Raw genomic sequence first — 26,570 nt, 5'->3', positions numbered from 1 at the left:
AAGGAGTAGCGACAGCATCTGAAACTGCTTCGCCAGCAAGCAATGAAGCTGCAACTACTGAAACTGCAGAGGCAGTAAGCGTAGCTAAACCAGAGGAAAAAACAAGTGAGGTGGCTACGGAAACACCATATGCAGAAGCAAAACCTAAGTCTGACAAGGAAACAGAAGCAAAGCCTGAAGCAGCTAGCCAAGGGGATGAGTCTAAGCCAGCAGCAGAAGCTAATAAGACTGAAAAAGAAGTCCAGCCAGATGTCCCTAAAAATACGGAAAAAACATTAAAACCAAAGGAAATCAAATTTAATTCTTGGGAAGAATTGTTAAAATGGGAACCAGGTGCTCGTGAAGATGATGCTATTAATCGCGGGTCTGTCGCCCTCGCTTCACGTCGGACAGGTCATTTAGTCAATGAAAAAGCTAGCAAGGAAGCAAAAGTTCAAGCCCTATCAAACACCAATTCTAAAGCAAAAGACCATGCTTCTGTTGGTGGAGAAGAGTTCAAGGCCTATGCTTTTGACTATTGGCAATATCTAGATTCAATGGTCTTCTGGGAGGGTCTCGTACCAACTCCTGACGTTATTGATGCAGGTCACCGTAACGGGGTTCCTGTATATGGTACACTCTTCTTCAACTGGTCTAATAGTATTGCTGATCAAGAAAAATTCGCTGAAGCTTTGAAGCAAGACCCAGATGGTAGCTTTCCAATTGCCCGTAAATTGGTAGACATGGCCAAGTATTATGGCTATGATGGCTATTTCATTAACCAAGAAACAACTGGGGATTTGGTTGAACCTCTTGGAGAAAAGATGCGCCAGTTTATGCTCTATACCAAGGAATATGCTGCTAAGGTAAACCATCCAATCAAGTATTCTTGGTACGATGCCATGACTTATAACTATGGACGTTACCACCAAGATGGTTTGGGAGAATACAACTACCAATTCATGCAACCTGAAGGAGATAAGGTTCCAGCAGATAACTTCTTTGCTAACTTTAACTGGGATAAGGCTAAGAATGATTACACTATTGCAACTGCCAACTGGATTGGCCGTAATCCTTATGATGTATTTGCAGGATTGGAATTGCAACAGGGTGGTTCCTACAAGACCAAGGTCAAATGGAATGACATTTTAGATGAAAATGGGAAATTGCGCCTTTCTCTTGGTTTATTCGCCCCAGATACCATTACAAGTTTAGGAAAAACTGGTGAAGATTATCATAAGAATGAAGATATCTTCTTTACAGGTTACCAAGGTGATCCTACTGGCCAAAAACCAGGTGATAAAGATTGGTATGGGATTGCTAACCTAGTTGCGGACCGCACGCCAGCAGTAGGTAATACTTTTACTACTTCTTTTAATACAGGTCATGGTAGAAAATGGTTCGTAGATGGTAAGGTTTCTAAGGATTCTGAGTGGAATTATCGTTCAGTTTCAGGTGTTCTTCCAACATGGCGCTGGTGGCAAAAATCAACTGGCGATAAGTTGAAAGCAAGCTATGATTTTGAAGATGCTTATAATGGTGGAACTTCTCTCAAATTTGCAGGGGATCTTTCAGGTGCGACCAAGCAAGATGTGAATTTGTACTCTACTCGCTTGAAGGTGACAGATACAACCAAATTGCATGTTACCCACAAAGGAGGCAAAGGGACCAAGGTTTATGTAGAATTTGCAACCAAGAAAGATTATACCTACGGTGATGAAGCTGCCCGTAAAGAATTGACAGTTTCAGATAACTGGACTACCGATGATTTTGATTTGAGTGCCTTGGCAGGTAAAACAATTTACGGTATTAAACTCTATTTTGAAAATGACAAAGACTTAAAAGGTTATCAATTCAATTTGGGCCAATTAACCATTAGCAATAATCAAGATGCTCCTCAGGCACCAACCACAGTAGCTGTAGCCAAACAAGTCCTTAAAAATGCCCAAGAAGCGGAAGCAGTTGTGCAATTTAAAGGCAACAAGGATGCAGATTTCTATGAAGTTTACGAAAAAGATGGAGACAGCTGGAAATTACTAACTGGCTCATCTTCTACAACTATTTATCTACCAAAAGTTAGCCGCTCAGCAAGTGCTCAAGGTACAACTCAAGAACTGAAGGTTGTAGCAGTCGGTAAAAATGGAGTTCGTTCAGAAGCTGCAACCACAACCTTTGATTGGGGCATGACTGTAAAAGATACCAGCCTACCTAAACCACTAGCTGAAAATATCGTTCCAGGTGCAACAGTTATTGATAGTACTTTCCCTAAGACTGAAGGTGGAGAAGGTATTGAAGGTATGTTGAATGGTACCATTACCAGTCTTTCAGACAAGTGGTCTTCTGGACAGTTAAGTGGTAGTGTGGATATTCGTTTGACCCAGCCACGTACAGTTGTTAGATGGGTGATGGACCATGCTGGAGCTGGTGGAGAATCTGTAAACGACGGTTTGATGAACACCAAAGACTTTGACCTCTATTATAAAGATGCGGATGGTCAATGGAAGTTGGCTAAGGAAGTCCGTGGCAATAAAGCCCATGTTACAGATATTACCCTTGATAAACCAATCACAGCTCAAGATTGGCGCTTGAATGTTGTCACTTCTGACAATGGAACCCCATGGAAGGCTATTCGTATCTATAACTGGAAAATGTATGAAAAGCTTGATACTGAGAGTGTCAATATTCCGATGGCCAAGGCTGCAGCCCGTTCTCTAGGTAACAACAAGGTGCAAGTTGGTTTTGCGGATGTACCAGCTGGAGCAACCATTACCGTTTATGACAATCCAAATTCTCAAACTCCTCTTGCAACTTTGAAGAGCGAAGTTGGAGGTGACCTAGCAAGTTCACCATTGGATTTGACAAATCAATCTGGTCTTCTTTACTATCGTACCCAATTACCAGGTAAGGAAATTAGTAATGTCCTGGCTGTTTCCGTTCCAAAAGATGACAGAAGAATCAAGTCAGTCAGCCTAGAAACAGGACCTAAGAAAACAAGCTACGCCGAAGGGGAGGATTTAGACCTTAGAGGAGGTGTTCTTCGAGTTCAGTATGAAGGAGGAGCTGAGGACGAACTCATTCGCCTAACTCACGCAGGTGTATCAGTATCAGGTTTTGACACGCATCATAAGGGAGAACAAAATCTTACTTTACAATATTTGGGACAACCAGTAAATGCGAATTTGTCAGTGACTGTCACTAGCCAAGATGAAGCAAGTCCGAAAACTATTTTGGGAATTGAAGTAAGTCATGAACCGAAAAAAGATTATCTAGTTGGTGATAGTTTAGACTTGTCTGAAGGACGCTTTGCAGTAGCTTATAGCAATGACACCATGGAAGAACATTCCTTTACTGATGAGGGAGTTGAAATTTCTGGTTACGATGCTCAAAAGACTGGTCGTCAAACCTTGACGCTTCGTTACCAAGGTCATAAAGTCAACTTTGATGTTTTGGTATCTCCAAAAGCAGCATTGAACGATGAGTACCTTAAACAAAAATTAGCAGAGGTTGAAGCAGCTAAGAACAAGGTGGTCTATAACTTTGCTTCACCAGAAGTAAAAGAAGCCTTCTTGAAAGCAATTGAAGCGGCCGAACAAGTGTTGAAAGACCATGAAACTAGCACCCAAGATCAAGTGAATGATCGTCTCAATAAATTGACAGAAGCTCATAAAGCTCTGAATGGTCAAGAGAAATTTAAGGAAGAAAAGACAGAACTCGATCGCTTAACAGGTGAGGCTCAAGAGCTCTTAGCTGCCAAACCAAACCATCCTTCAGGTTCTGCCCTAGCCCCACTTCTTGAAAAGAACAAGGCCTTGGTTGAAAAAGTAGATTTGAGTCCAAAAGAGCTTGCAACAGCGAAACAGAGTCTGAAAGATCTGGTTGCTTTATTGAAAGAAGACAAGCCAGCAGTCTTTTCTGATAGTAAAACAGGTGTTGAAGTACACTTCTCAAATAAAGAGAAGACTGTCATCAAGGGCTTGAAAGTAGAACGTGTTCAAGCAAGTGCTGAAGAGAAGAAATACTTTGCTGGAGAAGATGCTCATGTCTTTGAAATAGAAGGTCTAGATGAAAAAGGTCAAGACGTTGATCTCTCTTACGCTTCTATTGTGAAAATTCCAATTGAAAAAGATAAGAGAGTGAAGAAAGTCTTCTTCTTACCTGAAGGCAAAGAAGCAGTAGAGTTGGCTTTTGAACAAACAGATAGTCATGTCATCTTTACAGCACCACACTTTACACATTATGCCTTTGTTTATGAATCTGCTGAAAAACCACAACCTGCTAAACCAGTAGAAAAAGTTATTTCAAGCAAGGAACCAGCTGAAGGTGTCAAGAATTTGGTTGTGGATACTCCGAAACTAGAAGTTGAAGAGACAAGTATCGCCTTCGAACACCAAGAACGACCAAATCCAAATCTCCCAGTCGGTCAACGTCAACTTGTCCAAGCAGGAGTTGAGGGACACATTCGTCGCTTGATTGAAGTAGATAGCCAAGGTAATCGTACCCTTCGCTCTACCGAAGTTTTGAAAGAAGCAAGTCCTGAAATCGTGGAAGTAGGTACTGGTCTAATCCCTGCCAATCCAGCCCCACAAAACACATACCTTCCAAAACCTACTAATCAACCGGCTTCTGATCAACAAAAGGCTCCTAAATTGGAAGTTCAAGAGGAAAAGGTTGCCTTTGATCGTCAAGAGCATGAAAATGCTGAGATGCTAGTTGGGGAACAACGAGTCATCATACAGGGACGAGATGGTCTATTAAGACATGTCTTTGAAGTTGATGAAAACGGTCAGCGTCGCCTTCGTTCAACAGAAGTCATCCAAGAAACGATTCCAGAAATTGTTGAAATTGGAACAAAAGTAAAAACTGAACCAGCAGTAGCGCCTACACAAGAAAAACCAGCCCAAAATACAGCAGTTAAGTCAGAAGAAGCAGGCAAACAATTGCCAAATACAGGAACTGCTGATGCCAATGAAGCCCTAATAGCAGGATTGGCCAGCCTTGGTCTTGCTAGTTTAGCCTTGACATTGAAACAGAAAAAAGAAGATGAAGATTAAATATCGAAAAATCTTGTGAAATCTTTCCTTATATTTCCAAAGTGTGATATAATAGTCTCGAATAAAATAAATAAAGGGGTTTTTGTAACATGGCAAAACTTACTGTTAAAGACGTTGACTTGAAAGGTAAAAAAGTCCTCGTTCGTGTTGACTTCAACGTACCATTGAAAGATGGCGTAATCACTAACGACAACCGTATCACTGCAGCTCTTCCAACTATCAAGTACATCCTTGAACAAGGTGGACGTGCTATCCTCTTCTCTCACCTTGGTCGTGTAAAAGAAGAAGCAGACAAAGCTGGTAAATCGCTTGCTCCTGTAGCTGCTGACTTGGCAGCTAAATTGGGTCAAGATGTTGCTTTCCTTCCAGGTGTCACTCGTGGTGCTGAATTGGAAGCAGCTATCAACGCTCTTGAAGATGGACAAGTTCTCTTGGTTGAAAACACTCGTTACGAAGATGTTGACGGCAAGAAAGAATCTAAAAACGATCCTGAACTTGGTAAATACTGGGCATCACTTGGAGATGGTATCTTCGTAAACGATGCATTCGGTACAGCTCACCGTGCACACGCATCTAACGTTGGTATCTCAGCAAACGTTGAAAAAGCAGTTGCTGGTTTCCTTCTTGAAAACGAAATTGCCTACATCCAAGAAGCAGTTGAAGCTCCAGAACGTCCATTCGTGGCTATCCTTGGTGGTTCAAAAGTTTCAGACAAGATCGGTGTTATCGAAAACTTGCTTGAAAAAGCTGATAAAGTCCTTATCGGTGGTGGTATGACTTACACATTCTACAAAGCACAAGGTATCGAAATCGGTAACTCACTTGTAGAAGAAGACAAATTGGATGTTGCGAAAGCTCTTCTTGAAAAAGCAAACGGTAAATTGATCTTGCCAGTTGACTCAAAAGAAGCTAACGCATTTGCGGACTACACTGAAGTGAAAGACACTGAAGGTGAAGCAGTGGATCCAGGCTTCCTTGGTCTTGACATCGGTCCAAAATCTATCGCTAAATTTGACGAAGCATTGACTGGTGCGAAAACAGTTGTATGGAACGGACCTATGGGTGTATTTGAAAACCCAGACTTCCAAGCTGGTACAATTGGTGTGATGGACGCTATCGTGAAACAACCAGGAGTTAAATCAATCATTGGTGGTGGTGACTCAGCTGCTGCAGCGATTAACCTTGGTCGTGCAGATAAATTCTCATGGATCTCTACTGGTGGTGGAGCATCAATGGAACTTCTTGAAGGTAAAGTTCTTCCAGGACTTGCAGCCTTGACAGAAAAATAAGACTTTATAAACAAATCAAAGAAGAGAGGGATGAAAGTTCCTCTTTTCTTTTGCTTAAAATAAAAACGCTTCCTCTCAACTATTGCTCATAAAATCAGCCAATTTATGATAAAATGGAAATAGAAAGTTGAGATTATGAGTTATTTTAAAAAATATAAATTCGATAAATCCCAGTTCAAACTTGGTATGCGAACCTTTAAAACAGGTATTGCTGTTTTTCTAGTTCTCTTGATTTTTGGCTTTTTTGGCTGGAAAGGTCTTCAAATCGGTGCTTTGACAGCCGTTTTTAGCCTGAGGGAGAGTTTTGATAAGAGTGTCCATTTTGGGACTTCGCGTATTCTAGGAAATAGTATCGGTGGCCTCTATGCCCTGGTCTTCTTCCTATTAAATACCTTTTTCCACGAAGCCTTTTGGGTGACCTTGGTTGTTGTTCCAATCTGCACCATGTTAACCATTATGACAAATGTAGCCATGAATAACAAAGCAGGTGTAATTGGTGGTGTAGCAGCTATGTTAATTATTACCCTATCGATTCCGAGTGGTGAAACAATTTTGTACGTGTTTGCGCGTGTATCAGAAACTTTCATGGGAGTTTTTGTCGCAATTCTCGTAAATTACGATATTGATCGCATTCGTCTCTTTTTAGAGAAAAAAGAAAAATAATGTTACATTTTATAACATTATCAATTGACGTTTGTCTTTTTTTAGACTATAATAGACAGAAAGAAGGAAATTGTAAATGAAGGAAAAAGAATTTCGCCGAAATATGGCTGTTTTTCCTATCGGCAGTGTTATGAAGTTGACCGATCTATCGGCGCGTCAGATTCGTTATTATGAAGATCAAGAGTTGATCAAACCTGATCGAAACGAAGGGAACCGTCGCATGTATTCCTTGAATGACATGGATCGTCTGCTTGAAATCAAAGATTATATCTCTGAAGGTTATAATATCGCTGCCATTAAGAAAAAATATGCTGAACGTGAAGCGAAATCCAAGAAAGCGGTGAGTCAGACTGAGGTGCGTCGTGCACTTCATAATGAACTCCTCCAACAGGGTCGCTTTGCTTCAGTACGGTCACCTTTTGGTCGCGGTTAAGCAACCGCAAGTACTCATAATTAAGGAGAAAACTCATGCCAATCACAGCTGCAGATATTCGTCGTGAAGTCAAGGAAAAAAATGTTACCTTTATCCGTCTCATGTTCTCAGATATTTTGGGAACCATGAAAAACGTCGAAATTCCTGCTACAGATGAACAGTTAGATAAAGTCTTGTCAAACAAGGCTATGTTTGATGGATCTTCAATCGAAGGTTTTGTACGTATCAATGAGTCGGATATGTACTTGTACCCTGACTTGGATACATGGACAGTCTTCCCTTGGGGAGATGAAAATGGAAGTGTTGCAGGTTTGATCTGTGATGTCTATACAACAGAAGGTGAACCATTTGCAGGTGACCCTCGTGGCAATTTGAAACGTGCTCTTCGTCATATGGAAGAAGTAGGATTCAAATCTTTCAACCTTGGACCAGAGCCAGAATTCTTCCTATTTAAATTGGATGAAAATGGGGACCCAACACTTGAAGTAAATGACAAGGGTGGTTACTTTGATTTGGCGCCTACTGACCTTGCGGACAATACACGTCGTGAGATTGTCAATGTCTTGACCAAAATGGGATTTGAAGTAGAAGCGAGTCACCATGAGGTTGCGGTTGGACAACATGAGATTGACTTCAAGTACGATGAAGTTCTCCGTGCTTGTGATAAGATTCAAATCTTTAAACTCGTTGTTAAAACCATTGCTCGCAAACATGGCCTTTACGCAACCTTTATGGCTAAACCAAAATTTGGTATTGCCGGATCAGGTATGCACTGTAATATGTCCTTGTTTGATGCAGAAGGAAATAATGCCTTCTTTGATCCAAATGATCCAAAAGGAATGCAGTTGTCTGAAACGGCCTACCATTTCCTTGGTGGTTTGATCAAACATGCCTACAACTATACTGCTATCATGAACCCAACGGTTAACTCATACAAACGTTTGGTTCCAGGTTATGAAGCGCCTGTTTATATTGCTTGGGCTGGCCGTAACCGTTCGCCACTTGTGCGCGTGCCTGCTTCACGTGGTATGGGAACTCGTCTTGAGTTGCGTTCGGTAGACCCAATGGCAAACCCATATATCGCTATGGCAGTTCTATTGGAAGTTGGTTTGCATGGTATTGAAAATAAAATCGAAGCACCAGCTCCTATTGAAGAAAATATCTACATCATGACAGCAGAAGAGCGCAAGGAAGCTGGTATTACAGACCTTCCATCAACTCTTCACAACGCTTTGAAAGCTCTGACTGAAGATGAAGTTGTCAGAGCGGCTCTTGGAGAACATATCTATACTAGTTTCCTTGAAGCTAAACGAATCGAATGGGCAAGTTATGCAACCTTCGTTTCACAATGGGAAATTGATAATTATTTAGACCTTTACTAATATAGAAGAAAGATTGCCTGTGGGTGATCTTTTTTCTTGCGTTTTATATCGAGGTGTGATATATTTTATATAACGAAGTGCGATATATCGAACTGGATAGGAGGTGGCTACAAATGGAATTAACGGATAAGATTCGTCGAGTTTATCTTCCCATGACGGAAACGGGTTTTTATATCTTGTTCTGTCTGCAAAAGGAAGGTCATGGTTATAGTATTACGCAAAAGGTCAAGGAGATGACAGATTCGCAAGTTTCGATTAGTCCTGGGACTATGTATGGAACATTGTCAAAGATGGAAAAGGATGGTTTGATTTCCTTTGTCCTAGAAGAGGAGAAGCGTAAAATCTATCAGATCACAGACTTGGGACGAAAAGTCTTAGATATTGAATTGAAGCGTATTGAACGGCTCTATAGAAACAGTCGGGAGGAGCTCTGATGGAAAAGAAGGTTGTTTATAGAATTTGTACCATTGCGGATTATGATATAGAGGCTTTCTATCTCAGAGAAATGCATGCTCAGGGCTGGAAACTTAGGAAAGTAAGCTATTCTATCTTGTTGTTTGCAGTTAAGTATACCTTTGAAAAGTGTCAGCCTGAACAAGTGTCTTATCAGTTGGACTTTTATCCCATGAAAAAATCAGAGAGAGCCTCCTATTTACAACTATTTAAAGACTGTGGCTGGGAGCATATTACAAACTTTAATGGTTTTTCCTACTTTAGAAAAGCACATTCTGAAATTGAGTCGGATGCGGAGTTTGAAATTTATAATGATGCTACTGGGAAGTTGGATATGGTTAATCGGATTTTAAGACTGCGGTTGCTTCCTGTTTTGTTTTTCTTGTCAATGTTGATTCCGTTGTTCTTAAAGTTGCTCAATGAAAGAGACGTTTTTAGCGGGCTAGTGTTTTTGCTTGCTATCATAGATTGTGTTTTATTGTTGGCTCTTGTGGTTCAGATTTCTTATATTTTTTGGAGATTGTTTCAAAAATGGAAAGAATTATCTGATAAATGAAGCAATACCTGTTTTCTAATCTGGAGGTAAGACAATGAATAGTGAAGTACAATTTCGGATTTTTACAATAGTTGATTTGGACAAGGAAGAAGAATATTTACATGAGATGCACTTGAAAGGTTGGAGATATAGAACTAATCGTTTTGGTTTTTTCTATTTTGAACAGTGCCAACCAGATGATGTGATGTACAGTGTATGGAATACTAGCTACCTTAGAAAGAATGAGATAGTGTTGCAAAGTATTAAGGATAGAGGCTGGGAGTTTGTGGAGCGATGTTCTTATTCTGTTTTCCGAAAGGCAACTGGTGATATAGTTTCAAACGATCAATCTTTTATAGATAATCGACTTAGATGGGAAGGTGTGAAATCAGGATTTCGTTCATGTGTAACCTCTATCTCTGGAGGTCTAGTTGTTTGTATGAGTTTGTTTAGAGAAGATCTTTCCATGTCTTTCTTCATCATTTTTGCTCTATATGCTTTTATGATTTCTTATCTAATCTATGGTTATTTCAGATTAAAAAGGAAATACCAAGTAGATGAATAGCAAGGTTCTAGGTCTTCAGACTGATTTTTAGCACTCTTGACAAAAGAGTGCTAATTTTTTGAGTTTTTATCTTGACATTCTCTTTTAAGGGTGTATAATAGAATCATAAGTTAGCACTTGAGTGTATCGAGTGCTAATCGATCAGACAGAGAGGAGTGATGAGATGGTTACAGAGCGTCAGCAGGATATTTTAAATCTGATTATTGACATCTTTACCAAAACGCACGAACCTGTCGGATCCAAAGCCTTGCAAGAGTCTATTAACTCTAGCAGTGCAACCATTCGTAATGACATGGCGGCTCTAGAAAAGCAAGGTTTGCTTGAGAAGGCTCATACTTCAAGTGGTCGGATGCCAAGTGTTGCTGGCTTTCAGTACTATGTGAAACACTCACTGGATTTTGACCGACTGGCTGAAAATGAGGTTTATGAGATTGTTAAAGCCTTTGATCAGGAATTCTTCAAGCTGGAGGATATTCTGCAAGAAGCTGCTAATCTACTGACGGACCTGAGTGGCTGTACGGTAGTGGCACTGGATGTTGAGCCGAGCAGGCAACGTCTGACAGCCTTTGATATCGTTGTTTTGGGGCAACATACAGCCTTGGCAGTATTCACCCTAGACGAGTCACGAACGGTGACTAGTCAGTTTCTGATTCCAAGGAACTTTTTGCAGGAGGATTTGCTGAAACTGAAGAGCATCATTCAGGAACGTTTCCTCGGTCACACCGTTCTGGATATTCACTACAAGATTCGGACAGAGATTCCGCAGATTATCCAGCGTTACTTTACAACAACGGACAATGTTATCGATCTCTTTGAACACATTTTTAAGGAAATGTTCAACGAAAACATTGTGGTGGCGGGCAAGGTTAATCTCTTGAATTTTGCCAATCTGGCAGCCTATCAGTTCTTTGATCAGCCACAACAGGTCGCCTTGGAGATTCGTGAGGGTCTGCATGAAGATCAGATGCAAAATGTCCGTGTTGCAGACAGTCAAGAGTCTTGTTTGGCTGACTTAGCGGTGATTAGTAGCAAGTTCCTGATTCCTTATCGGGGAGTTGGAATTCTAGCAATTATCGGTCCGGTCAATCTGGATTACCAACAATTAATCAACCAAGTCAATGTAGTCAATCGTGTTTTGACCATGAAGTTGACAGATTTTTACCGCTACCTCAGTAGTAATCATTACGAAGTACATTAAGATTGAAATCATTAAAGGAGGCGAAAATGGCCCAAGATATAAAAAATGAAGAAGTAGAAGAAGTCCAAGAAGAGGAAGTTGTGGAAACGGTAGAAGAAACAACTCCTGAGAAGTCTGAATTGGACTTGGCAAATGAACGTGCAGATGAGTTCGAAAACAAATACCTTCGCGCTCATGCAGAAATGCAAAATATCCAACGCCGTGCCAATGAAGAGCGTCAAAACTTGCAACGTTATCGTAGCCAGGACTTGGCAAAAGCGATTCTCCCTTCTTTGGATAACCTTGAGCGTGCACTCGCGGTTGAAGGTTTGACAGACGATGTCAAAAAAGGATTGGAAATGGTGCAAGAAAGCTTGATTCACGCTTTGAAAGAAGAAGGAATCGAAGAAATCACAGCTGACGGTGAATTTGACCATAACTACCATATGGCCATCCAAACTCTCCCAGCAGACGATGACCACCCAGCAGATACCATCGCCCAAGTCTTCCAAAAAGGCTACAAACTCCATGACCGCATCCTACGCCCAGCAATGGTGGTGGTGTACAACTAAGATACAAAGCCCGTAAAAAGCTCACAGTAAAAATAGGAGATTGACGAAGTGTTCGATGAACACAAGGAAATCTATCTTTTTTACCCAGAGCTTAGGGCGTGTTCGATTAGGCGATTCTGACGGTTGCTGAAGCAACTCGTCAGAAAACGGCAATCGCTATGGCGTTTGCCTAGCCTCCTTACTAACTCGTTGTCGAAATAAAATCGATTTCGACTCCTCGTGTCGTAATTTACATAATAGAAAACTTGTCCGAAACGACAATAAACTATGAAGAAAGATAAAAAGTAGTTCAGCTTTGCAATAGTGAGCGAAGCGAACCAAAGGCGATACTCTTCGCCGTGGCGCTATTTGCGCAAACTTTGAGACCTTAGGCTCAAAGTTTAGTCAAAGAGATTGACGAAGTCAAGCTCTGACGGCGCCGCCACCTAAGAAGAGTATCAAAAAGAAAAAAAGATAAAATTAAGGAGAAAAACACATGTCTAAAATTATCGGTATTGACTTAGGTACAACAAACTCAGCAGTAGCAGTTCTTGAAGGAACTGAATCAAAAATCATCGCAAACCCAGAAGGAAACCGCACAACTCCATCTGTAGTATCATTTAAAAACGGCGAAATCATCGTTGGTGATGCTGCAAAACGTCAAGCAGTTACAAACCCAGATACAGTTATCTCTATCAAATCTAAAATGGGAACTTCTGAAAAAGTTTCTGCTAACGGAAAAGAATACACTCCACAAGAAATCTCAGCTATGATTCTTCAATACTTGAAAGGCTACGCTGAAGAATACCTTGGCGAAAAAGTAACTAAAGCAGTTATCACAGTTCCAGCTTACTTTAATGATGCTCAACGTCAAGCAACAAAAGACGCTGGTAAAATTGCTGGTCTTGAAGTAGAACGTATCGTCAACGAACCAACAGCAGCAGCCCTTGCTTATGGTTTGGACAAGACTGACAAAGAAGAAAAAATCTTGGTATTTGACCTTGGTGGTGGTACATTCGACGTTTCTATCCTTGAATTGGGTGACGGTGTCTTCGACGTATTGTCAACTGCAGGGGACAACAAACTCGGTGGTGATGATTTTGACCAAAAAATCATTGACCACTTGGTAGCAGAATTCAAGAAAGAAAACGGTATTGACTTGTCTACTGACAAGATGGCAATGCAACGTTTGAAAGATGCAGCTGAAAAAGCGAAGAAAGACCTTTCTGGTGTAACTTCAACACAAATCAGCTTGCCATTTATCACTGCAGGTGAGGCTGGACCTCTTCACTTGGAAATGACTTTGACTCGTGCGAAATTTGATGATTTGACTCGTGACCTTGTAGAACGTACAAAAGTTCCAGTTCGTCAAGCCCTTTCAGATGCAGGTTTGAGCTTGTCAGAAATCGATGAAGTTATCCTTGTTGGTGGGTCAACTCGTATCCCAGCCGTTGTAGAAGCTGTTAAAGCTGAAACTGGTAAAGAACCAAACAAATCAGTAAACCCTGACGAAGTAGTTGCTATGGGTGCTGCCATCCAAGGTGGTGTGATTACTGGTGATGTCAAAGACGTTGTCCTTCTTGACGTAACACCATTGTCACTTGGTATCGAAACAATGGGTGGTGTCTTCACAAAACTCATCGACCGTAACACAACAATTCCAACATCTAAATCACAAGTCTTCTCAACTGCAGCAGACAACCAACCAGCCGTTGATATCCACGTTCTTCAAGGTGAACGCCCAATGGCGGCAGATAACAAGACTCTTGGACGTTTCCAATTGACAGACATCCCAGCTGCACCTCGTGGAATTCCTCAAATCGAAGTAACATTTGACATCGACAAGAACGGTATCGTATCTGTTAAGGCCAAAGACCTTGGAACTCAAAAAGAACAAACAATTGTGATCCAATCTAACTCAGGTTTGACTGACGAAGAAATCGACCGCATGATGAAAGATGCAGAAGCTAACGCTGAAGCAGATAAGAAACGTAAAGAAGAAGTTGATCTTCGTAACGAAGTAGATCAAGCTATCTTCGCAACTGAAAAGACTATCAAGGAAACTGAAGGAAAAGGCTTCGATGCAGAACGTGATGCTGCCCAAGCTGCTCTCGATGACCTTAAGAAAGCTCAAGAAGATAACAACTTGGACGAAATGAAAGCAAAACTTGAAGCATTGAACGAAAAAGCTCAAGGACTTGCTGTTAAACTCTACGAACAAGCTGCAGCAGCCCAACAAGCTCAAGCAGGAGCAGAAGGCGCACAAGCAACAGGAAACGCAGGCGATGATGTCGTAGACGGAGAGTTTACTGAAAAGTAAGATGCAGAGCCCGTTAAAACCTCACAGTGAAAATAGGAAATCTGATGCAGAAACTTTAGTTTCTAGAAAGATTTGTCTTTTTCACCAAGAGGTTAGGGCGTGCTCGATTTAGCATTACTAGTTTGATTTTTAAAACTCGAACGTCGTAATGATAGGAAGAAATCCAGAGGTTGCAACCCAGCCTCTGTTTTTCGATAAAATAGAGGATGTTGCGTATGAAAAAAGTACTTTGTATCATTTATCCTAATTTCTCTCTTTATGAGATAACCACTTTAACGAGTACTTTAGCTCTGTCTTTTGATATCACGATTGATTATGTCGCTTCTGAGAATTCGATGGTGGTCTCTGAGGATGATTTGCCCTGTCAACCGACAAAAACATTGGATCAGATCCGTATAGAAGATTATTCTTGTGTGATTTTGCCAGGAATGGTAAATATAGGTCCTGTTCTACAAGATGAGAAATTAATCTCGTTTTTGAGAAGTCTTAATGAGCAAGATATCCTAATTGCAGCCATTTCTTCAGCGCCACTTTTATTGGCGAAAGCAGGCTTGTTGAACGACACGAAATTTACAGGTGGAATTTGGCAAAACTTCTTTGACTATTTTGAATTTCTTCCACGTGAGAATTTCCAACCGAAAGTTCTTGTCCAAGATAAACAAATTATTACGGCTATCGGTTTTGCACATCAAGAGTTTGCAAGAAAAGTGATTTTCGGTTTAGGGTTGGCAGAGAATACGGACAATTATTTTAAAGAACAGAACGAGTATGCTGAAGAGGATTTGATATTTACTCTATCAGATGAAGAGTTTAATCAAGTGAAGCAGAGTATAGAAAACAGCCTCTAAAGATTTACATGAAAATTATAGAAAGGAACAAAGAGTGTTCGTAACTGAACACGGGTTCCCAAATTTCTTACTCAATATAACAGAAAGGAATTGAACCCGACCTAAATCGAGGTTTGATTCAAAATATCAATAGAAAGGAACAAGGGTGTTCGTAACTGAACACGGGCTACGGACTGTGCCAAAAAGATAGTTTTTTCTAGGACGCAAGCGTCCGTCGTCAAAACCCCTATTTTGGCTGTGTCCGTTTGACGCCCTTTGTATCTTGAATTATGAACAATACTGAATTTTATGATCGTCTGGGGGTGTCAAAAAACGCTTCGGCAGACGAGATCAAAAAGGCTTATCGTAAGCTTTCGAAAAAATACCACCCAGATATCAACAAGGAGCCTGGTGCTGAGGAAAAGTACAAGGAAGTTCAAGAAGCCTATGAGACTTTGAGTGACGACCAAAAACGTGCTGCCTATGACCAATATGGTGCTGCTGGAGCCAACGGTGGTTTTGGTGGAGCTGGTGGTTTCGGCGGTTTCGATGGGGCAGGAGGCTTCGGTGGTTTTGAAGATATCTTCTCAAGTTTCTTCGGCGGAGGCGGTGCTTCACGCAATCCAAATGCTCCTCGTCAGGGGGATGACCTCCAATACCGTGTGAATTTGACCTTTGAAGAAGCTATTTTTGGAGCTGAAAAAGAAGTTAAGTACAATCGTGAAGCAAGCTGTAGTACATGTAATGGCTCAGGTGCTAAGCCAGGAACAAGTCCAGTCACTTGTGGACGCTGTCATGGAGCTGGTGTCATTAATGTTGATACGCAGACTCCGCTTGGTATGATGCGTCGTCAAGTGACCTGTGATGTCTGTCACGGTCGCGGAAAAGAAATCAAAGATCCATGTACAACTTGTCACGGAACAGGGCATGAAAAACAAGCTCATAGTGTACATGTCAAAATCCCTGCTGGTGTGGAAACAGGTCAACAAATTCGCCTAGCCGGTCAAGGTGAAGCTGGATTTAACGGTGGACCTTATGGTGACTTGTATGTAGTGGTTTCTGTGGAAGCCAGCGACAAGTTTGAACGTGAAGGAACGACTATCTTCTACAATCTCAACCTCAACTTTGTCCAAGCAGCTCTTGGTGACACAGTTGATATCCCAACTGTTCATGGTGATGTTGAATTGGTTATCCCAGAGGGAACTCAGACTGGTAAGAAATTCCGTCTACGTGGCAAAGGAGCTCCGAGTCTTCGTGGTGGTGCAGTTGGTGACCAATACGTTACCGTCAATGTTGTAACACCGACAGGCTTGAATGACCGCCAAAAAGCAGCCTTGAAAGAATTCGCAGCTGCAGGTGATTTAAAAGTCAATCCAAAGAAAAAGGGCTTCTTTGACCATATTAAAGATGCCTTTGAAGGAGAATAACACAAAAAGAGCCGTTGGGCTCTTTTTACTTTATTCTTTGTAATGTTAGCATTGGAACAATCACTCATCGGCTGATTTTCTATCAGACCTTTGCTTGAGCAAGCCAGCTGCATCCATATCTTGGATGAGTTGCTTGATTTCCGCTTCTTTACCAGGCTTAATGGTAACGGTATCAATATGGTTGATTGCAGAGTTATCCTGAATATCCACCAAAGTCAAGGCTTTTTCATAGAATGCAATTCCCTTTTTTAGACTTTCCTGATCCTTCCAATATAGAACTGAGTAATCAGGATTTGGTTTCTTTCCGATTTCTTGTAAATAATTCCTACTTTCCTTCTTTAAAAATTGCAATAAACCATGATTGAACAAGTTATCCCCTACTTTATAGTAGGAGATATCTCCAGTCTGTAGGACATAGACTTCGAGTTGGTTTTTGGTGAGATTTGGACTTTCTTTTAAGACGGGATGGCTATTGATGAACTCATCTGAGAAAGTAACATAAAAATTTAAGCCCCCACCCTCGTATTTATATCTTCCATTTGATTTTACTTTCTTAGGAGGCATGTCAAGGGAGGTAAAGATTTGTTTGAGGGCGTTATTTCCCTTGTGAATGTCAATCGGTGAGGCTCTGAAGGCAAAAAACAGTACTAGAAATGCTAGGACCGCAAGAAGGCTAAGGCAACCACAAGGGATTAGGATGATCTGTGCCAGAATTTTAAAAAACTGTTTCATTTTCATTCCTCTTTTTTGTTTGACCCTGACAACCTAAAATAGATTTAAGGAAAGTTCATGGCTCTTTTTACTTATCTTCGATTTCCTGTGTTTCTTTTATCACAGCTAGTCTAGTCTGGATATCTTTTTCCAAGACCTTAAACTTGTAAGTCAGGTCTTCTTGGTATTCCTTGATGAGTTCTTTTTGCTGGTCAATGATTTGCAGGCTGTTTTGGATAATATCTACATCGTCCTTGATAGCTTGAACGCGGTCAGTGGTATTCAAGACTTCATCTGTGATGGTTTGGCGATTTTTTGTGAGCAGATAACTTCCAGCTGCAGCTCCTGCAAATAGCAGTAGGTTGGATAATTTCATGGCAACTCCTTAGGCGTTTTTGATAGTTTCAGCGACTTGGGCGAGTTTGTCAAAGTCTGGTTCGTGGGCGATAAAATCAATCTTGAGGTCATCATCGGCACTGTAGCGAGGTACGAGGTGAACGTGGGTGTGAAAGACTGTTTGACCTGCGATTTCTTCACAATTTGCAATGATATTCATGCCAGCAGCCTTGGTAGCTTTCATGACTTTTTGAGCAATTGTTGGCACTTGGGCAAAGAGTTGGCTGGCGCTAGTAGCGTCCATTTCCAAAAGATTGCGATAGTGCTCTTTGGGTACGACCAAGGTGTGTCCAGGTGTTACTTGAGAGATATCAAGAAAGGCAAGGATATGCTCATCTTCATATACTTTTGAAGCAGGAATTTCCCCTGCGATGATTTTACAAAAAATGCAATCTGACATAAAATCTACCTCTACTGTATTGAATTTTGATATAATATAGCTACATTATACCAGATTTGGAGAAAATATGTTAGAAATTAAAAACCTGACAGGTGGCTATGTCCATGTCCCTGTCTTGAAAGATGTGTCCTTTACTGTTGAAAGTGGGCAGCTGGTCGGTCTGATTGGTCTCAATGGTGCTGGGAAATCGACGACTATTAATGAAATTATCGGTCTGTTGACACCTTATAGTGGCTCCATCAATATCAATGGCTTGACACTGCAAGAAGATGCGACTAGCTACCGCAAGCAGATTGGCTACATTCCTGAGACACCTAGCCTGTATGAGGAATTGACCCTTAGAGAGCATATCGAAACGGTTGCTATGGCGTATGGTATTGAGCAAAAAGTGGCTTTTGAGCGAGTGGAACCTTTGTTGAAAATGTTCCGTCTAGATCAGAAATTAGACTGGTTCCCTGTTCATTTTTCAAAAGGGATGAAGCAGAAGGTCATGATTATCTGTGCTTTTGTGGTGGATCCGAGTCTTTTCATCGTGGATGAGCCTTTCCTTGGTCTTGATCCGCTGGCTATTGCGGACTTGATTCAGCTTTTGGAAGTGGAAAAGCAAAAAGGCAAATCTATTCTCATGAGTACTCACGTGCTGGATTCGGCAGAGAAGATGTGTGATGCCTTTGTCATTCTCCACAAGGGTGAGGTGCGTGCCAAAGGAAATCTCCTGCAGCTGCGCGAAGCCTTTGATATGCCTGAGGCTAGTTTGAATGATATTTACTTGGCTCTGACCAAAGAGGAGGAGCTATGAAAGACTTGTTTTTAAAGAGAAAGCAGGCTTTTCGGAAGGAGTGTCTTGGTTATCTGCGCTATGTGCTCAATGACCACTTTGTCTTGTTCCTGCTTGTCCTGTTGGGCTTTTTAGCCTACCAGTACAGTCAACTCTTGCAAGATTTTCCTGAAAATCATTGGCCTATCCTTTTGTTTGTAGGAATTACCTCTGTTTTACTTTTGCTTTGGGGAGGAATTGCCACCTATATGGAGGCTCCAGATAAGCTCTTTCTTTTGGTTGGGGAAGAGGAAATCAAACTCCATCTCAAGCGTCAAACTGGCATTTCCCTAGTCTTTTGGCTCTTTGTCCAGACCCTTTTCTTGCTGTTATTTGCTCCCTTATTTTTAGCCATGGATTATGGCTTGCCTGTTTTTCTGGTCTATGTGCTTTTATTGGGGGTAGGTAAATATTTCCTCTTTCGTCAAAAGGCCAGCAAATTTTTCACTGAAAATAGACTGGACTGGGACTATGTTATTTCCCAAGAAAGCAAGCGTAAGCAAGTCTTGCTTCGTTTCTTTGCCCTCTTTACGCAGGTCAAGGGAATTTCAAACAGCGTCAAGCGTCGTGCCTATCTGGACTTTATCCTAAAGGTTGTTCAGAAGGTGCCTGGGAAGATTTGGCAAAATCTCTATCTGCGTTCTTATCTGCGAAATGGAGATCTCTTTGCGCTCAGTCTCCGTCTGCTCTTGCTTTCCATACTGGCGCAGGTCTTTATCGAGCAAGCTTGGATTGCGACAGCAGTGGTGGTTCTCTTTAACTACCTCTTGCTCTTCCAGTTACTGGCCCTCTATCATGCCTTTGACTACCAGTATTTGACTCAACTTTTTCCACTAGACAAGGGGCAAAAGGAAAAAGGCTTACAGGCTGTAGTCCGAGGATTGACCAGTTTTGTTTTACTTGTGGAATTAGTTGTTGGGTTGATTACCTTCCAAGAAAAACTGCCCCTTCTAGCCTTGCTGGGTGCAGGTTTGGTTTTACAAGTCTTGTACCTACCTTATCAGGTAAAACGTCAGATGCAGGACTAACATTGCTTATATGATATTAAAAAAGAAGTTGAGTTCAGTTTGTCTCAGCTTCTTTTATTTTTTACAAGATAATGGTTGGTCCGTAGAGACTCAACTTGGTCTTGACTTGGTCAAAGTGAAAGCGGTCATAGGCCCGCCAAGCGGCGCGAGTAGGAGCATCTGGATCAAGAGCACTGAGTCCCATGAGAAGACTGGAAGTCTGGTAAAATTTTTCCAGTTCAATCAAGACTCGATTATCTACTGTTTCAGCCTTGGCTAGAAAACCAAGAATAGAGTTTAGTTGCTCCTGAAAGCGGACGTCGTCAGCGCTTGCCTGTCTGCATGCTTGGTAGGCTTTGTTTAAGTCAGTAATCAAAGTCTGAGCTCTTTTGATAGGGTCTGTATCTGTCATGAGAATTCCTCCTTTAATCTGGGTGCTAGTCTTGATTCTAGCAATTGTGTTTTGATACTGTCAGTTTATCACTTTTATCTCCTTTTTTATCTACAAATCTTTAATTGTTCTTGAAATTTCCTGAATGGTACTGTTAAGATTTTATGATAAAATAGTGGTAAGATTATCATGCTTATTTGAGGAACAAGACACCCTTCAGGAGCGTTAAAGGCCTGTTTAGGATTTGGTGGGCTTGTATCATAGTATTTTTGCTATTCTCTTTTTAGGAAGAAATCGAAACAAGGAGAGTAAGAAGATGAGAATATTTGTTTTAGAAGATGATTTTTCCCAACAGACTAGGATTGAAACAACGATTGAGAAACTCTTGAAAGAACATCATATCACTCCCAGCTCTTTTGAGGTCTTTGGTAAGCCAGACCAGCTACTGGCAGAGGTGCATGAGAAGGGAGCCCATCAACTATTCTTTTTGGATATTGAGATTCGAAATGAGGAGATGAAAGGTCTGGAAGTGGCTAGAAAGATTCGGGATCGGGATCCGTATGCCCTGATTGTCTTTGTGACAACTCACTCGGAGTTTATGCCCCTGTCCTTTCGCTACCAAGTGTCTGCTTTGGACTACATTGATAAGGCCTTGTCGGCAGAGGAGTTTGAGTCTCGGATCGAAACAGCCCTTCTCTATGCCAATAGTCAAGACAGTAAAAGTCTGGCGGAAGATTGCTTTTACTTTAAATCAAAATTTGCCCAATTCCAGTATCCTTTTAAAGAGGTTTACTATCTCGAAACGTCGCCCAGAGCCCATCGTGTTATTCTCTATACCAAGACAGACAGACTGGAATTTACAGCGAGTTTAGAGGAGGTTTTCAAGCAGGAACCCCGTCTCTTGCAGTGCCATCGCTCTTTTCTCATCAATCCTGCCAATGTGGTGCATTTGGATAAGAAAGAAAAACTCCTTTTCTTTCCTAATGGCGGAAGCTGTATGATTGCGCGTTATAAGGTCAGAGAAGTGTCTGAAGCTATTAATAACTTACACTGAGCTAGGAGAGTTTATGAATATTGCTTGGATATTGTTGTATACACTTGTTACTCATGGGCTAGAAATTGTCATTTTCTTTAAGGTGGATGGAATTGGTATCACTTTTGAGAGGATTTTTAAGGCTTTTCTTTTTAAGATACTGTTGGCCTTTGTTTTTTTAATGATTGAATATATGGTTGGAGATAATTACCTATTTTATTTTATGGAACCCTTGTACGGCATAGGCTTGGCTTTCTTATTGTTAAGAGGACTTCCTAAAAAACTCCTTCTCTTTTATGGTCTCTTTCCAATGATATTAGTGAATCTCTTTCATAGAGGTGTTTCCTATTTTGTGCTTCCATTTTTGGGACAAGGGCAAGTATATGATGACTACTCATTTGCTTGGTTATGTATAATAATTTTCAATTTCTTCATTTCCCTAGTCTTTTTGAAATGGTTGGACTATGATTTCACTAACTTGAGAAGGGAGATTCTAGATAAAACTTTTCAAAAGTCCCTGACTAAGATTAACTGGATAATGGGAGTCTACTATTTGGTGATGCAAAGTCTGTCTTTCTTTGAATATGAACAAGGTATTCAATCAAAGACTGTTCGCCATCTGATTCTGGTGTTTTACTTTCTCTTTTTTATGGGGATTATCAAGAAACTGGATACCTATTTGAAGGACAAACTCCATGAGAGATTGGACCAAGAGCAGACCTTGCGCTACAGAGATATGGAACGCTATAGTCGGCATATAGAGGAACTTTACAAGGAAGTACGGAGTTTTCGCCATGACTACACCAACCTTTTGACCAGCTTACGTCTGGGCATTGAAGAGGAGGATATGGAGCAGATAAAAGAGGTCTACGACTCGGTCTTAAAGGATTCTAGTGAAAAATTGCAGGACAATAAATATGACCTTGGTCGATTGGTAAATATTCGTGATAAAGCCCTCAAAAGTCTTCTGGCAGGAAAATTTCTAAAAGCCAGAGATAAGAAGATAGTCTTTAACGTCGAAGTTCCTGAGGAGATTCAGGTCGAGGGGATGAGCCTACTTGATTTTCTAACCATTGTGTCTATCCTTTGTGACAATGCTATTGAAGCCAGTGCAGAGGTCAGTCAACCTCATGTTTCAATCGCCTTTTTAAAAAATGGGTCACAGGAAACCTTTATCATTGAAAATTCCATTAAAGAAGAGGGTATAGACATTTCTGAGATTTTCTCCTTTGGAGCCAGTTCTAAAGGGGAGGAGAGAGGAGTTGGTCTCTATACCGTCATGAAAATTGTGGAAAGCCATCCCAATACCAGTCTAAATACCACCTGTCAAAACCAAATCTTTCGTCAGGTTTTAACGGTTCACTCGATGTCGGTTGATGATTAGAAGATCTGTGGAAAGAAGTACTGCCTGTAGTCATCAATTAAAATGCCATAGTATATGAGGTATCCTATATGAATAAGAAATCCTTTTTTATCATCTGTTCTACGTTGATCATAGCATCGAATCTTCTCATGATTTCCGTGGTGAACAAGGGAGAAGAAACGGGGAGTAATCTGTTTGTGATTGCTATAGCCTGTGTTATGTTACCATCATTCTTATATGCGGTTGAAAACCAACTGACTTCATTGGTAAGAGTAGAATCAATCCTCCTGATTCAGTTGACAGTTATATCCCTACTCCGTCTTATCAATAGAATAGGGAGTACGCCTGAAATCCTCAACATTATCATTACCCTTATCGCTTTGGCAAGTGGGACAGCTGCTATCCTTGTTGCAATCATGAGAATCTATCAGAACAGACGGAAGTGAGGGTGAATAGTTTTCTATTTTGTATTTTCACATTGTTAAATTTCCGTAGGGCAAGTATGTTTTTCATGCTTGCTTTTTAAATTTTTTAACAATTCAAGATGTTTTGATGACCATTTATGATTTGGATAGAAAATTTTAAAAAATAGTAGTACACTAACCTTATTAAGGTTGCAATAGGACGAAAATAAAAAGAGGTATTCCTCGTGAATGCAAAAACAATGTTACAATTGGATATTACGGTTGCTTAAAGGCTTGAGCCTGTAAGTAGAGGAGCTGTACTTGGAGGTAATTATGGATTTTAAAAGTTTTCTTATTGGTTTAGTCGTTGGTATATTTGGTCCTTATATGGATAATTTAATTAGAAAAAAATTTTTAAAATCTCCAAAAAAGAATAAAGATAGATCTAATTAGATAAAAAGATTTTTTATCGCTAGTTTAATCTACAGGGGAGTTTCTTTAATATTGTTTCGCCTGTTAAAATGATATGTGATAGCAGGATAAAAAATCTACAAATTAAGTTGGTATCAATACGGTGTAAAGGGCAAGTATGTTTTTCATGCTTGCTTTTTATTTTTTACAATTCAAGATGTTTTGATGACCATTCGTGATTTGAGTGATCCAAGGTCAAAATGAGTGCTATACTAGCAGTGTAAAGGGTGTGGCTCAACAGACATTTAGGAGGAAATTTTATGAAGAAAAAAATATTTGTCATTTTCATCTTGTATCTAATTATGTCCATCTTTCTATATCCGCTTAGGGAGAGTGCTTGGTATCATCTATTCTATACCATAGCCTATATAATTGCGGTTATAATCTATCTTGCTTTAACTAAAAAGAAAGGAGAAAAGAAATGAAAACTTTTCTTGCTAAAAAACGGAACATCTTCCTTGCGAGATTGTTCCTAGGTCAGTTGCCTTTACTTGTCTCTACTTATCTATTTCTATCTCGTCAGTTTTTAAATTTTTCCTTGGTTTTCCAATTTCTTTTAGTGGTTATTAACTTGGCTTCTATTTTGGTCACTGTTTACCTCACTAGGGAAATGAGGATAAGAGAGTTTGAAGATGATGATTTGGTTAGTCCTAGAACCAATCAGCTCATGTTCATCGGCTTGACGGGCTTTATGTCTATTATCTGTTTGTATAGAGGTATCACAGCAGGAGAATTCTATCAACAACTAATTGCCTATATTGGCGCTATTCTCTGCTTGGTTATCATGCTTCTGCTCATATGGGGCTTGAAGTACTATAAAAAGTAGGGGCTAATGAAGTTTATGTTATGAATACAAAAACGATGTCACAATTTGAAATGATGGATACTGAGATGCTTGCGAAAGTTGAAGGAAGTTTCGGAGGTTGGGGAGATATGATTTCTGGTTTATTGGGTGGGCTAGCACCGTCTCCAACTTTGGATCAATTAAATGGTAAGTGGCCTATGATACATCCTTCAAAACCATGTAGTCCTTATGGTATAGGGGGAACTCCAAACTCATGTAATGGTATTTAAAAAGGATTGAAGCTATGAAGGCAAAATATGGGAATCAAATTGTTGATGTTTGGGAAATTGGTCAAGCAACTCCTAAACCAAGTTGGGTAGAGGAAGCTTTTCAAAAAAATTATATGGTTTGGTTGGATAATCATGTGCGCATTCTAATGGCAGGTCTTAACACTTCTCTCGCAACGAATATCAAGTTTGGTCTAGTTGGAACAGTTGGAGGAGGATTCGCTGGTTATGGGATGTATGTTCTTGGTTATCCAGGTGATTATATAGATATCACCAATCATAGAGTTGTTTCTGCTAAAACATTTCATAAAAGTTATCAAATTTTATAAAATGATTAGATGTCATTTAATTGTAATGGAGAAAGCAATGAAAAAAATATTTTTTAAAAAACAGACCATTTTCCTTGCGAGATTGTTCTTAGGTCAGTTGCCTTTACTTGTCTCTGCTTATCTATTTCTATCTCGCCAGTTTTTAAATTTTTCCTTGGTTTTCCAATTTCTCTTAGTGGTTATTAACTTAGCTTCCATTTTGCTCACTGTTTACCTCACTAGGGAAATGAGGATAAGAGAATTTGAAGATGATGATTTGGTTAGTCCTAGAACCAATCAACTCATGTATATAGGCTTGACAGGTTTTATGTCTATTATTTGTTTGTATAGAGGTGTCACAGCAGGAGAATCCTATCAACAACTAATTGCCTATATTGGCGCTATTCTCTGCTTGATTATCATGCTTCTGCTCATTTGGGGTTTGAAGTATTATAAAAAGTAGAGGAAGGGTTTTCTTCTTAATCTGGGACTAGTCTAAAGACTGGCAGGAGGAGGTTATCATGTATAAACACTTATTTTTCCTAGATTCAAAAACCTTAGACTGGTTGACACCTTATATTCTGGTCTTGGCTTCTGACACCATTGCTTTTAATGTTTTTGTGCTAACCTTTGTATCTGTGGTGGTCTTTAATTCCCTAAATTCCATGCTGGCTTTAATGGTTATCTTCTTAGGGTGGGGTTATGTGATCGGATTTTGGTTACTAAAATGGTTTGTTTTGGAAAGGCTAGAACTAAAGAATGACGTGTAGGAAGTCTGTTTGGTGAGGAGGATAATTTTATGAAGTTTTTTGATAAATTTCATGCCTTTTGTTTTGGATTTTTAGTACTACTAATCGTCATTACAGTTCCTTATACGATTAACCATGGGGACTTTTTTCAAAATGAATCTGAATTGATTATTGTAAGTCTTCTTGTAACATCGCTGAGTGTTACTTATGCTAGAAAGTTTGAAATGGTTTCTTTTGGGATGTTAAGCAAGAAACAACTTTTGCTTTTCATTGCAATCTTTTTTCTAAGCGTTCTTGAGACGCTAGTTTATATTCATTTCTTCGCTGTTTCTTCTGGCGCAGGAGTTCAACACTTGGCGGAAGTCAGCAGAGGAATTTCCCTGTCTTTGATTTTGACTTCCTCAGTTTTTGGACCCATCCAGGAGGAACTCATTTTCAGAGGACTTCTTCAAGGTGCGGTTTTTGACAATTCTTGGTTAGGGATTATACTGACTTCCTCTCTCTTTTCTTTTATGCATGGACCTTCTAATGTCCCTTCGTTTATTTTTTATCTACTTGGGGGCTTGTTACTGGGCTTTGCTTATAAAAAGAGCCAAAACCTATGGGTTTCTACTCTAGTTCACATGTTTTACAATGCTTGGCCACTCTTATATTATTTATAAAAATCATGAAAAGGTAAGCAGAAGACGGTGCTTACCTTTTTCAAGTTATAATGATAGCCTGAGCCGATTGAGATGCTTTTCTTTGAGAATCGGGCGTGGAGCGGTTGACGAATAGGCCAAAAACTAGTAGAATAG

General features: G+C 40.2%; 29 protein-coding genes. 25 read left to right on the top strand and 4 right to left on the bottom strand.

The genetic code is table 11. The annotated features are described in order from the left end of the window. The first annotated feature begins 110 nt into the window (after positions 1-110). From MK480_RS03550 to dnaJ, 13 genes are all read left to right on the top strand, one after another. Positions 111-5,030 carry an endo-beta-N-acetylglucosaminidase gene (locus tag MK480_RS03550; RefSeq protein ID WP_412076212.1) on the top strand — a complete coding sequence of 1,640 codons (4,920 nt, stop codon included), beginning with the start codon at positions 111-113 and terminating at the stop codon, positions 5,028-5,030. A gap of 89 nt (positions 5,031-5,119) precedes the next feature. After that, positions 5,120-6,319: a phosphoglycerate kinase gene (locus MK480_RS03545; RefSeq protein WP_268707205.1), complete on the top strand. Its 1,200-nt coding sequence runs from the start codon at positions 5,120-5,122 to the stop codon at positions 6,317-6,319. Between the two features lie 135 nt (positions 6,320-6,454). Then, positions 6,455-6,982, top strand: coding sequence for an FUSC family protein (locus tag MK480_RS03540; protein ID WP_000119915.1), 528 nt, complete (start codon positions 6,455-6,457; stop codon positions 6,980-6,982). 76 nt (positions 6,983-7,058) lie between these two features. Next, entirely contained in the window at positions 7,059-7,415 is a 357-nt protein-coding gene (gene glnR, locus MK480_RS03535; RefSeq protein ID WP_000659548.1) for a transcriptional repressor GlnR, read from the top strand. 35 nt (positions 7,416-7,450) lie between these two features. Continuing rightward, positions 7,451-8,797 (top strand): type I glutamate--ammonia ligase, encoded by a 1,347-nt coding sequence (glnA, locus tag MK480_RS03530; protein WP_001122886.1) that lies wholly within the window; start codon positions 7,451-7,453, stop codon positions 8,795-8,797. A 113-nt stretch (positions 8,798-8,910) separates the two neighbouring features. Beyond that, positions 8,911-9,231: a PadR family transcriptional regulator gene (locus MK480_RS03525; protein ID WP_268707204.1), complete on the top strand. Its 321-nt coding sequence runs from the start codon at positions 8,911-8,913 to the stop codon at positions 9,229-9,231. Next, positions 9,231-9,806: a DUF2812 domain-containing protein gene (locus tag MK480_RS03520; RefSeq protein WP_084947385.1), complete on the top strand. Its 576-nt coding sequence runs from the start codon at positions 9,231-9,233 to the stop codon at positions 9,804-9,806. Before MK480_RS03525 ends, MK480_RS03520 begins: the two co-directional genes overlap by 1 nt. Positions 9,807-9,840: 34 nt before the next feature. Then, positions 9,841-10,350: a DUF2812 domain-containing protein gene (locus MK480_RS03515; RefSeq protein WP_084947388.1), complete on the top strand. Its 510-nt coding sequence runs from the start codon at positions 9,841-9,843 to the stop codon at positions 10,348-10,350. Between the two features lie 163 nt (positions 10,351-10,513). After that, entirely contained in the window at positions 10,514-11,548 is a 1,035-nt protein-coding gene (hrcA, locus tag MK480_RS03510; RefSeq protein WP_268707203.1) for a heat-inducible transcriptional repressor HrcA, read from the top strand. A gap of 26 nt (positions 11,549-11,574) precedes the next feature. Continuing rightward, complete coding sequence (gene grpE / locus MK480_RS03505; protein ID WP_268707202.1) at positions 11,575-12,099, top strand: nucleotide exchange factor GrpE; 525 nt, start codon at positions 11,575-11,577, stop codon at positions 12,097-12,099. A 475-nt stretch (positions 12,100-12,574) separates the two neighbouring features. Then, positions 12,575-14,398 (top strand): molecular chaperone DnaK, encoded by a 1,824-nt coding sequence (dnaK, locus tag MK480_RS03500; protein WP_000034683.1) that lies wholly within the window; start codon positions 12,575-12,577, stop codon positions 14,396-14,398. 215 nt (positions 14,399-14,613) lie between these two features. After that, positions 14,614-15,246, top strand: coding sequence for a DJ-1/PfpI family protein (locus MK480_RS03495; RefSeq protein ID WP_268707201.1), 633 nt, complete (start codon positions 14,614-14,616; stop codon positions 15,244-15,246). Positions 15,247-15,515: 269 nt separating this feature from the next. Continuing rightward, on the top strand, positions 15,516-16,652 hold the full coding sequence (gene dnaJ / locus MK480_RS03490) for a molecular chaperone DnaJ (protein ID WP_001066308.1): 1,137 nt from the start codon (positions 15,516-15,518) through the stop codon (positions 16,650-16,652). Positions 16,653-16,712: 60 nt separating this feature from the next. Here the strand turns inward: dnaJ and MK480_RS03485 are convergent, their stop codons facing one another. The 3 genes from MK480_RS03485 to MK480_RS03475 form a co-directional block, all read right to left on the bottom strand. Beyond that, positions 16,713-17,390 carry a hypothetical protein gene (locus MK480_RS03485; protein ID WP_268707200.1) on the bottom strand — a complete coding sequence of 226 codons (678 nt, stop codon included), beginning with the start codon at positions 17,388-17,390 and terminating at the stop codon, positions 16,713-16,715. A 61-nt stretch (positions 17,391-17,451) separates the two neighbouring features. After that, positions 17,452-17,739 carry a hypothetical protein gene (locus MK480_RS03480; protein WP_000777749.1) on the bottom strand — a complete coding sequence of 96 codons (288 nt, stop codon included), beginning with the start codon at positions 17,737-17,739 and terminating at the stop codon, positions 17,452-17,454. 9 nt (positions 17,740-17,748) lie between these two features. Next, a complete protein-coding gene (locus MK480_RS03475; RefSeq protein WP_268707199.1) occupies positions 17,749-18,159 on the bottom strand; it encodes an HIT family protein in 411 nt (136 codons plus the stop codon). Positions 18,160-18,226: 67 nt separating this feature from the next. On the opposite strand from MK480_RS03475, the gene MK480_RS03470 reads away from it, so the two are divergent. After that, entirely contained in the window at positions 18,227-18,958 is a 732-nt protein-coding gene (locus tag MK480_RS03470; protein WP_050251578.1) for an ABC transporter ATP-binding protein, read from the top strand. Beyond that, positions 18,955-20,004, top strand: a complete 1,050-nt coding sequence (locus MK480_RS03465; protein ID WP_268707198.1) for an ABC transporter permease — start codon at positions 18,955-18,957, stop codon at positions 20,002-20,004. Before MK480_RS03470 ends, MK480_RS03465 begins: the two co-directional genes overlap by 4 nt. A gap of 61 nt (positions 20,005-20,065) precedes the next feature. Here the strand turns inward: MK480_RS03465 and MK480_RS03460 are convergent, their stop codons facing one another. Further along, positions 20,066-20,395 (bottom strand): hypothetical protein, encoded by a 330-nt coding sequence (locus MK480_RS03460; protein ID WP_049510125.1) that lies wholly within the window; start codon positions 20,393-20,395, stop codon positions 20,066-20,068. Between the two features lie 295 nt (positions 20,396-20,690). On the opposite strand from MK480_RS03460, the gene MK480_RS03455 reads away from it, so the two are divergent. The 10 genes from MK480_RS03455 (at position 20,691) to MK480_RS03410 (ending at position 26,435) form a co-directional block, all read left to right on the top strand. Next, positions 20,691-21,428: a response regulator transcription factor gene (locus tag MK480_RS03455; RefSeq protein WP_268707197.1), complete on the top strand. Its 738-nt coding sequence runs from the start codon at positions 20,691-20,693 to the stop codon at positions 21,426-21,428. A gap of 13 nt (positions 21,429-21,441) precedes the next feature. Continuing rightward, positions 21,442-22,791: a sensor histidine kinase gene (locus MK480_RS03450; protein ID WP_268707196.1), complete on the top strand. Its 1,350-nt coding sequence runs from the start codon at positions 21,442-21,444 to the stop codon at positions 22,789-22,791. A 68-nt stretch (positions 22,792-22,859) separates the two neighbouring features. Then, on the top strand, positions 22,860-23,216 hold the full coding sequence (locus tag MK480_RS03445) for a hypothetical protein (protein WP_268707195.1): 357 nt from the start codon (positions 22,860-22,862) through the stop codon (positions 23,214-23,216). Positions 23,217-23,507: 291 nt separating this feature from the next. After that, a complete protein-coding gene (locus tag MK480_RS03440) occupies positions 23,508-23,627 on the top strand; it encodes a PncF family bacteriocin immunity protein (protein ID WP_268707194.1) in 120 nt (39 codons plus the stop codon). A 439-nt stretch (positions 23,628-24,066) separates the two neighbouring features. Beyond that, on the top strand, positions 24,067-24,471 hold the full coding sequence (locus tag MK480_RS03435) for a hypothetical protein (RefSeq protein WP_033681339.1): 405 nt from the start codon (positions 24,067-24,069) through the stop codon (positions 24,469-24,471). A gap of 20 nt (positions 24,472-24,491) precedes the next feature. Then, positions 24,492-24,719, top strand: a complete 228-nt coding sequence (locus tag MK480_RS03430; RefSeq protein WP_033681340.1) for a ComC/BlpC family leader-containing pheromone/bacteriocin — start codon at positions 24,492-24,494, stop codon at positions 24,717-24,719. Positions 24,720-24,733: 14 nt separating this feature from the next. Further along, entirely contained in the window at positions 24,734-25,045 is a 312-nt protein-coding gene (locus tag MK480_RS03425; RefSeq protein ID WP_268707193.1) for a role in replication, read from the top strand. 37 nt (positions 25,046-25,082) lie between these two features. Continuing rightward, on the top strand, positions 25,083-25,487 hold the full coding sequence (locus tag MK480_RS03420; protein ID WP_120770547.1) for an immunity protein: 405 nt from the start codon (positions 25,083-25,085) through the stop codon (positions 25,485-25,487). A gap of 58 nt (positions 25,488-25,545) precedes the next feature. Beyond that, positions 25,546-25,794: an immunity protein BlpZ gene (blpZ, locus tag MK480_RS03415; protein WP_024057408.1), complete on the top strand. Its 249-nt coding sequence runs from the start codon at positions 25,546-25,548 to the stop codon at positions 25,792-25,794. A 29-nt stretch (positions 25,795-25,823) separates the two neighbouring features. Further along, positions 25,824-26,435, top strand: coding sequence for a CPBP family intramembrane glutamic endopeptidase (locus MK480_RS03410; protein WP_268707192.1), 612 nt, complete (start codon positions 25,824-25,826; stop codon positions 26,433-26,435). Positions 26,436-26,570 lie beyond the last annotated feature (135 nt).

This window comes from Streptococcus mitis (genome assembly GCF_026782895.1).
Taxonomy (GTDB): domain Bacteria; phylum Bacillota; class Bacilli; order Lactobacillales; family Streptococcaceae; genus Streptococcus; species Streptococcus mitis_CB.
This window is presented reverse-complemented; position numbering and strand designations above follow the sequence as displayed.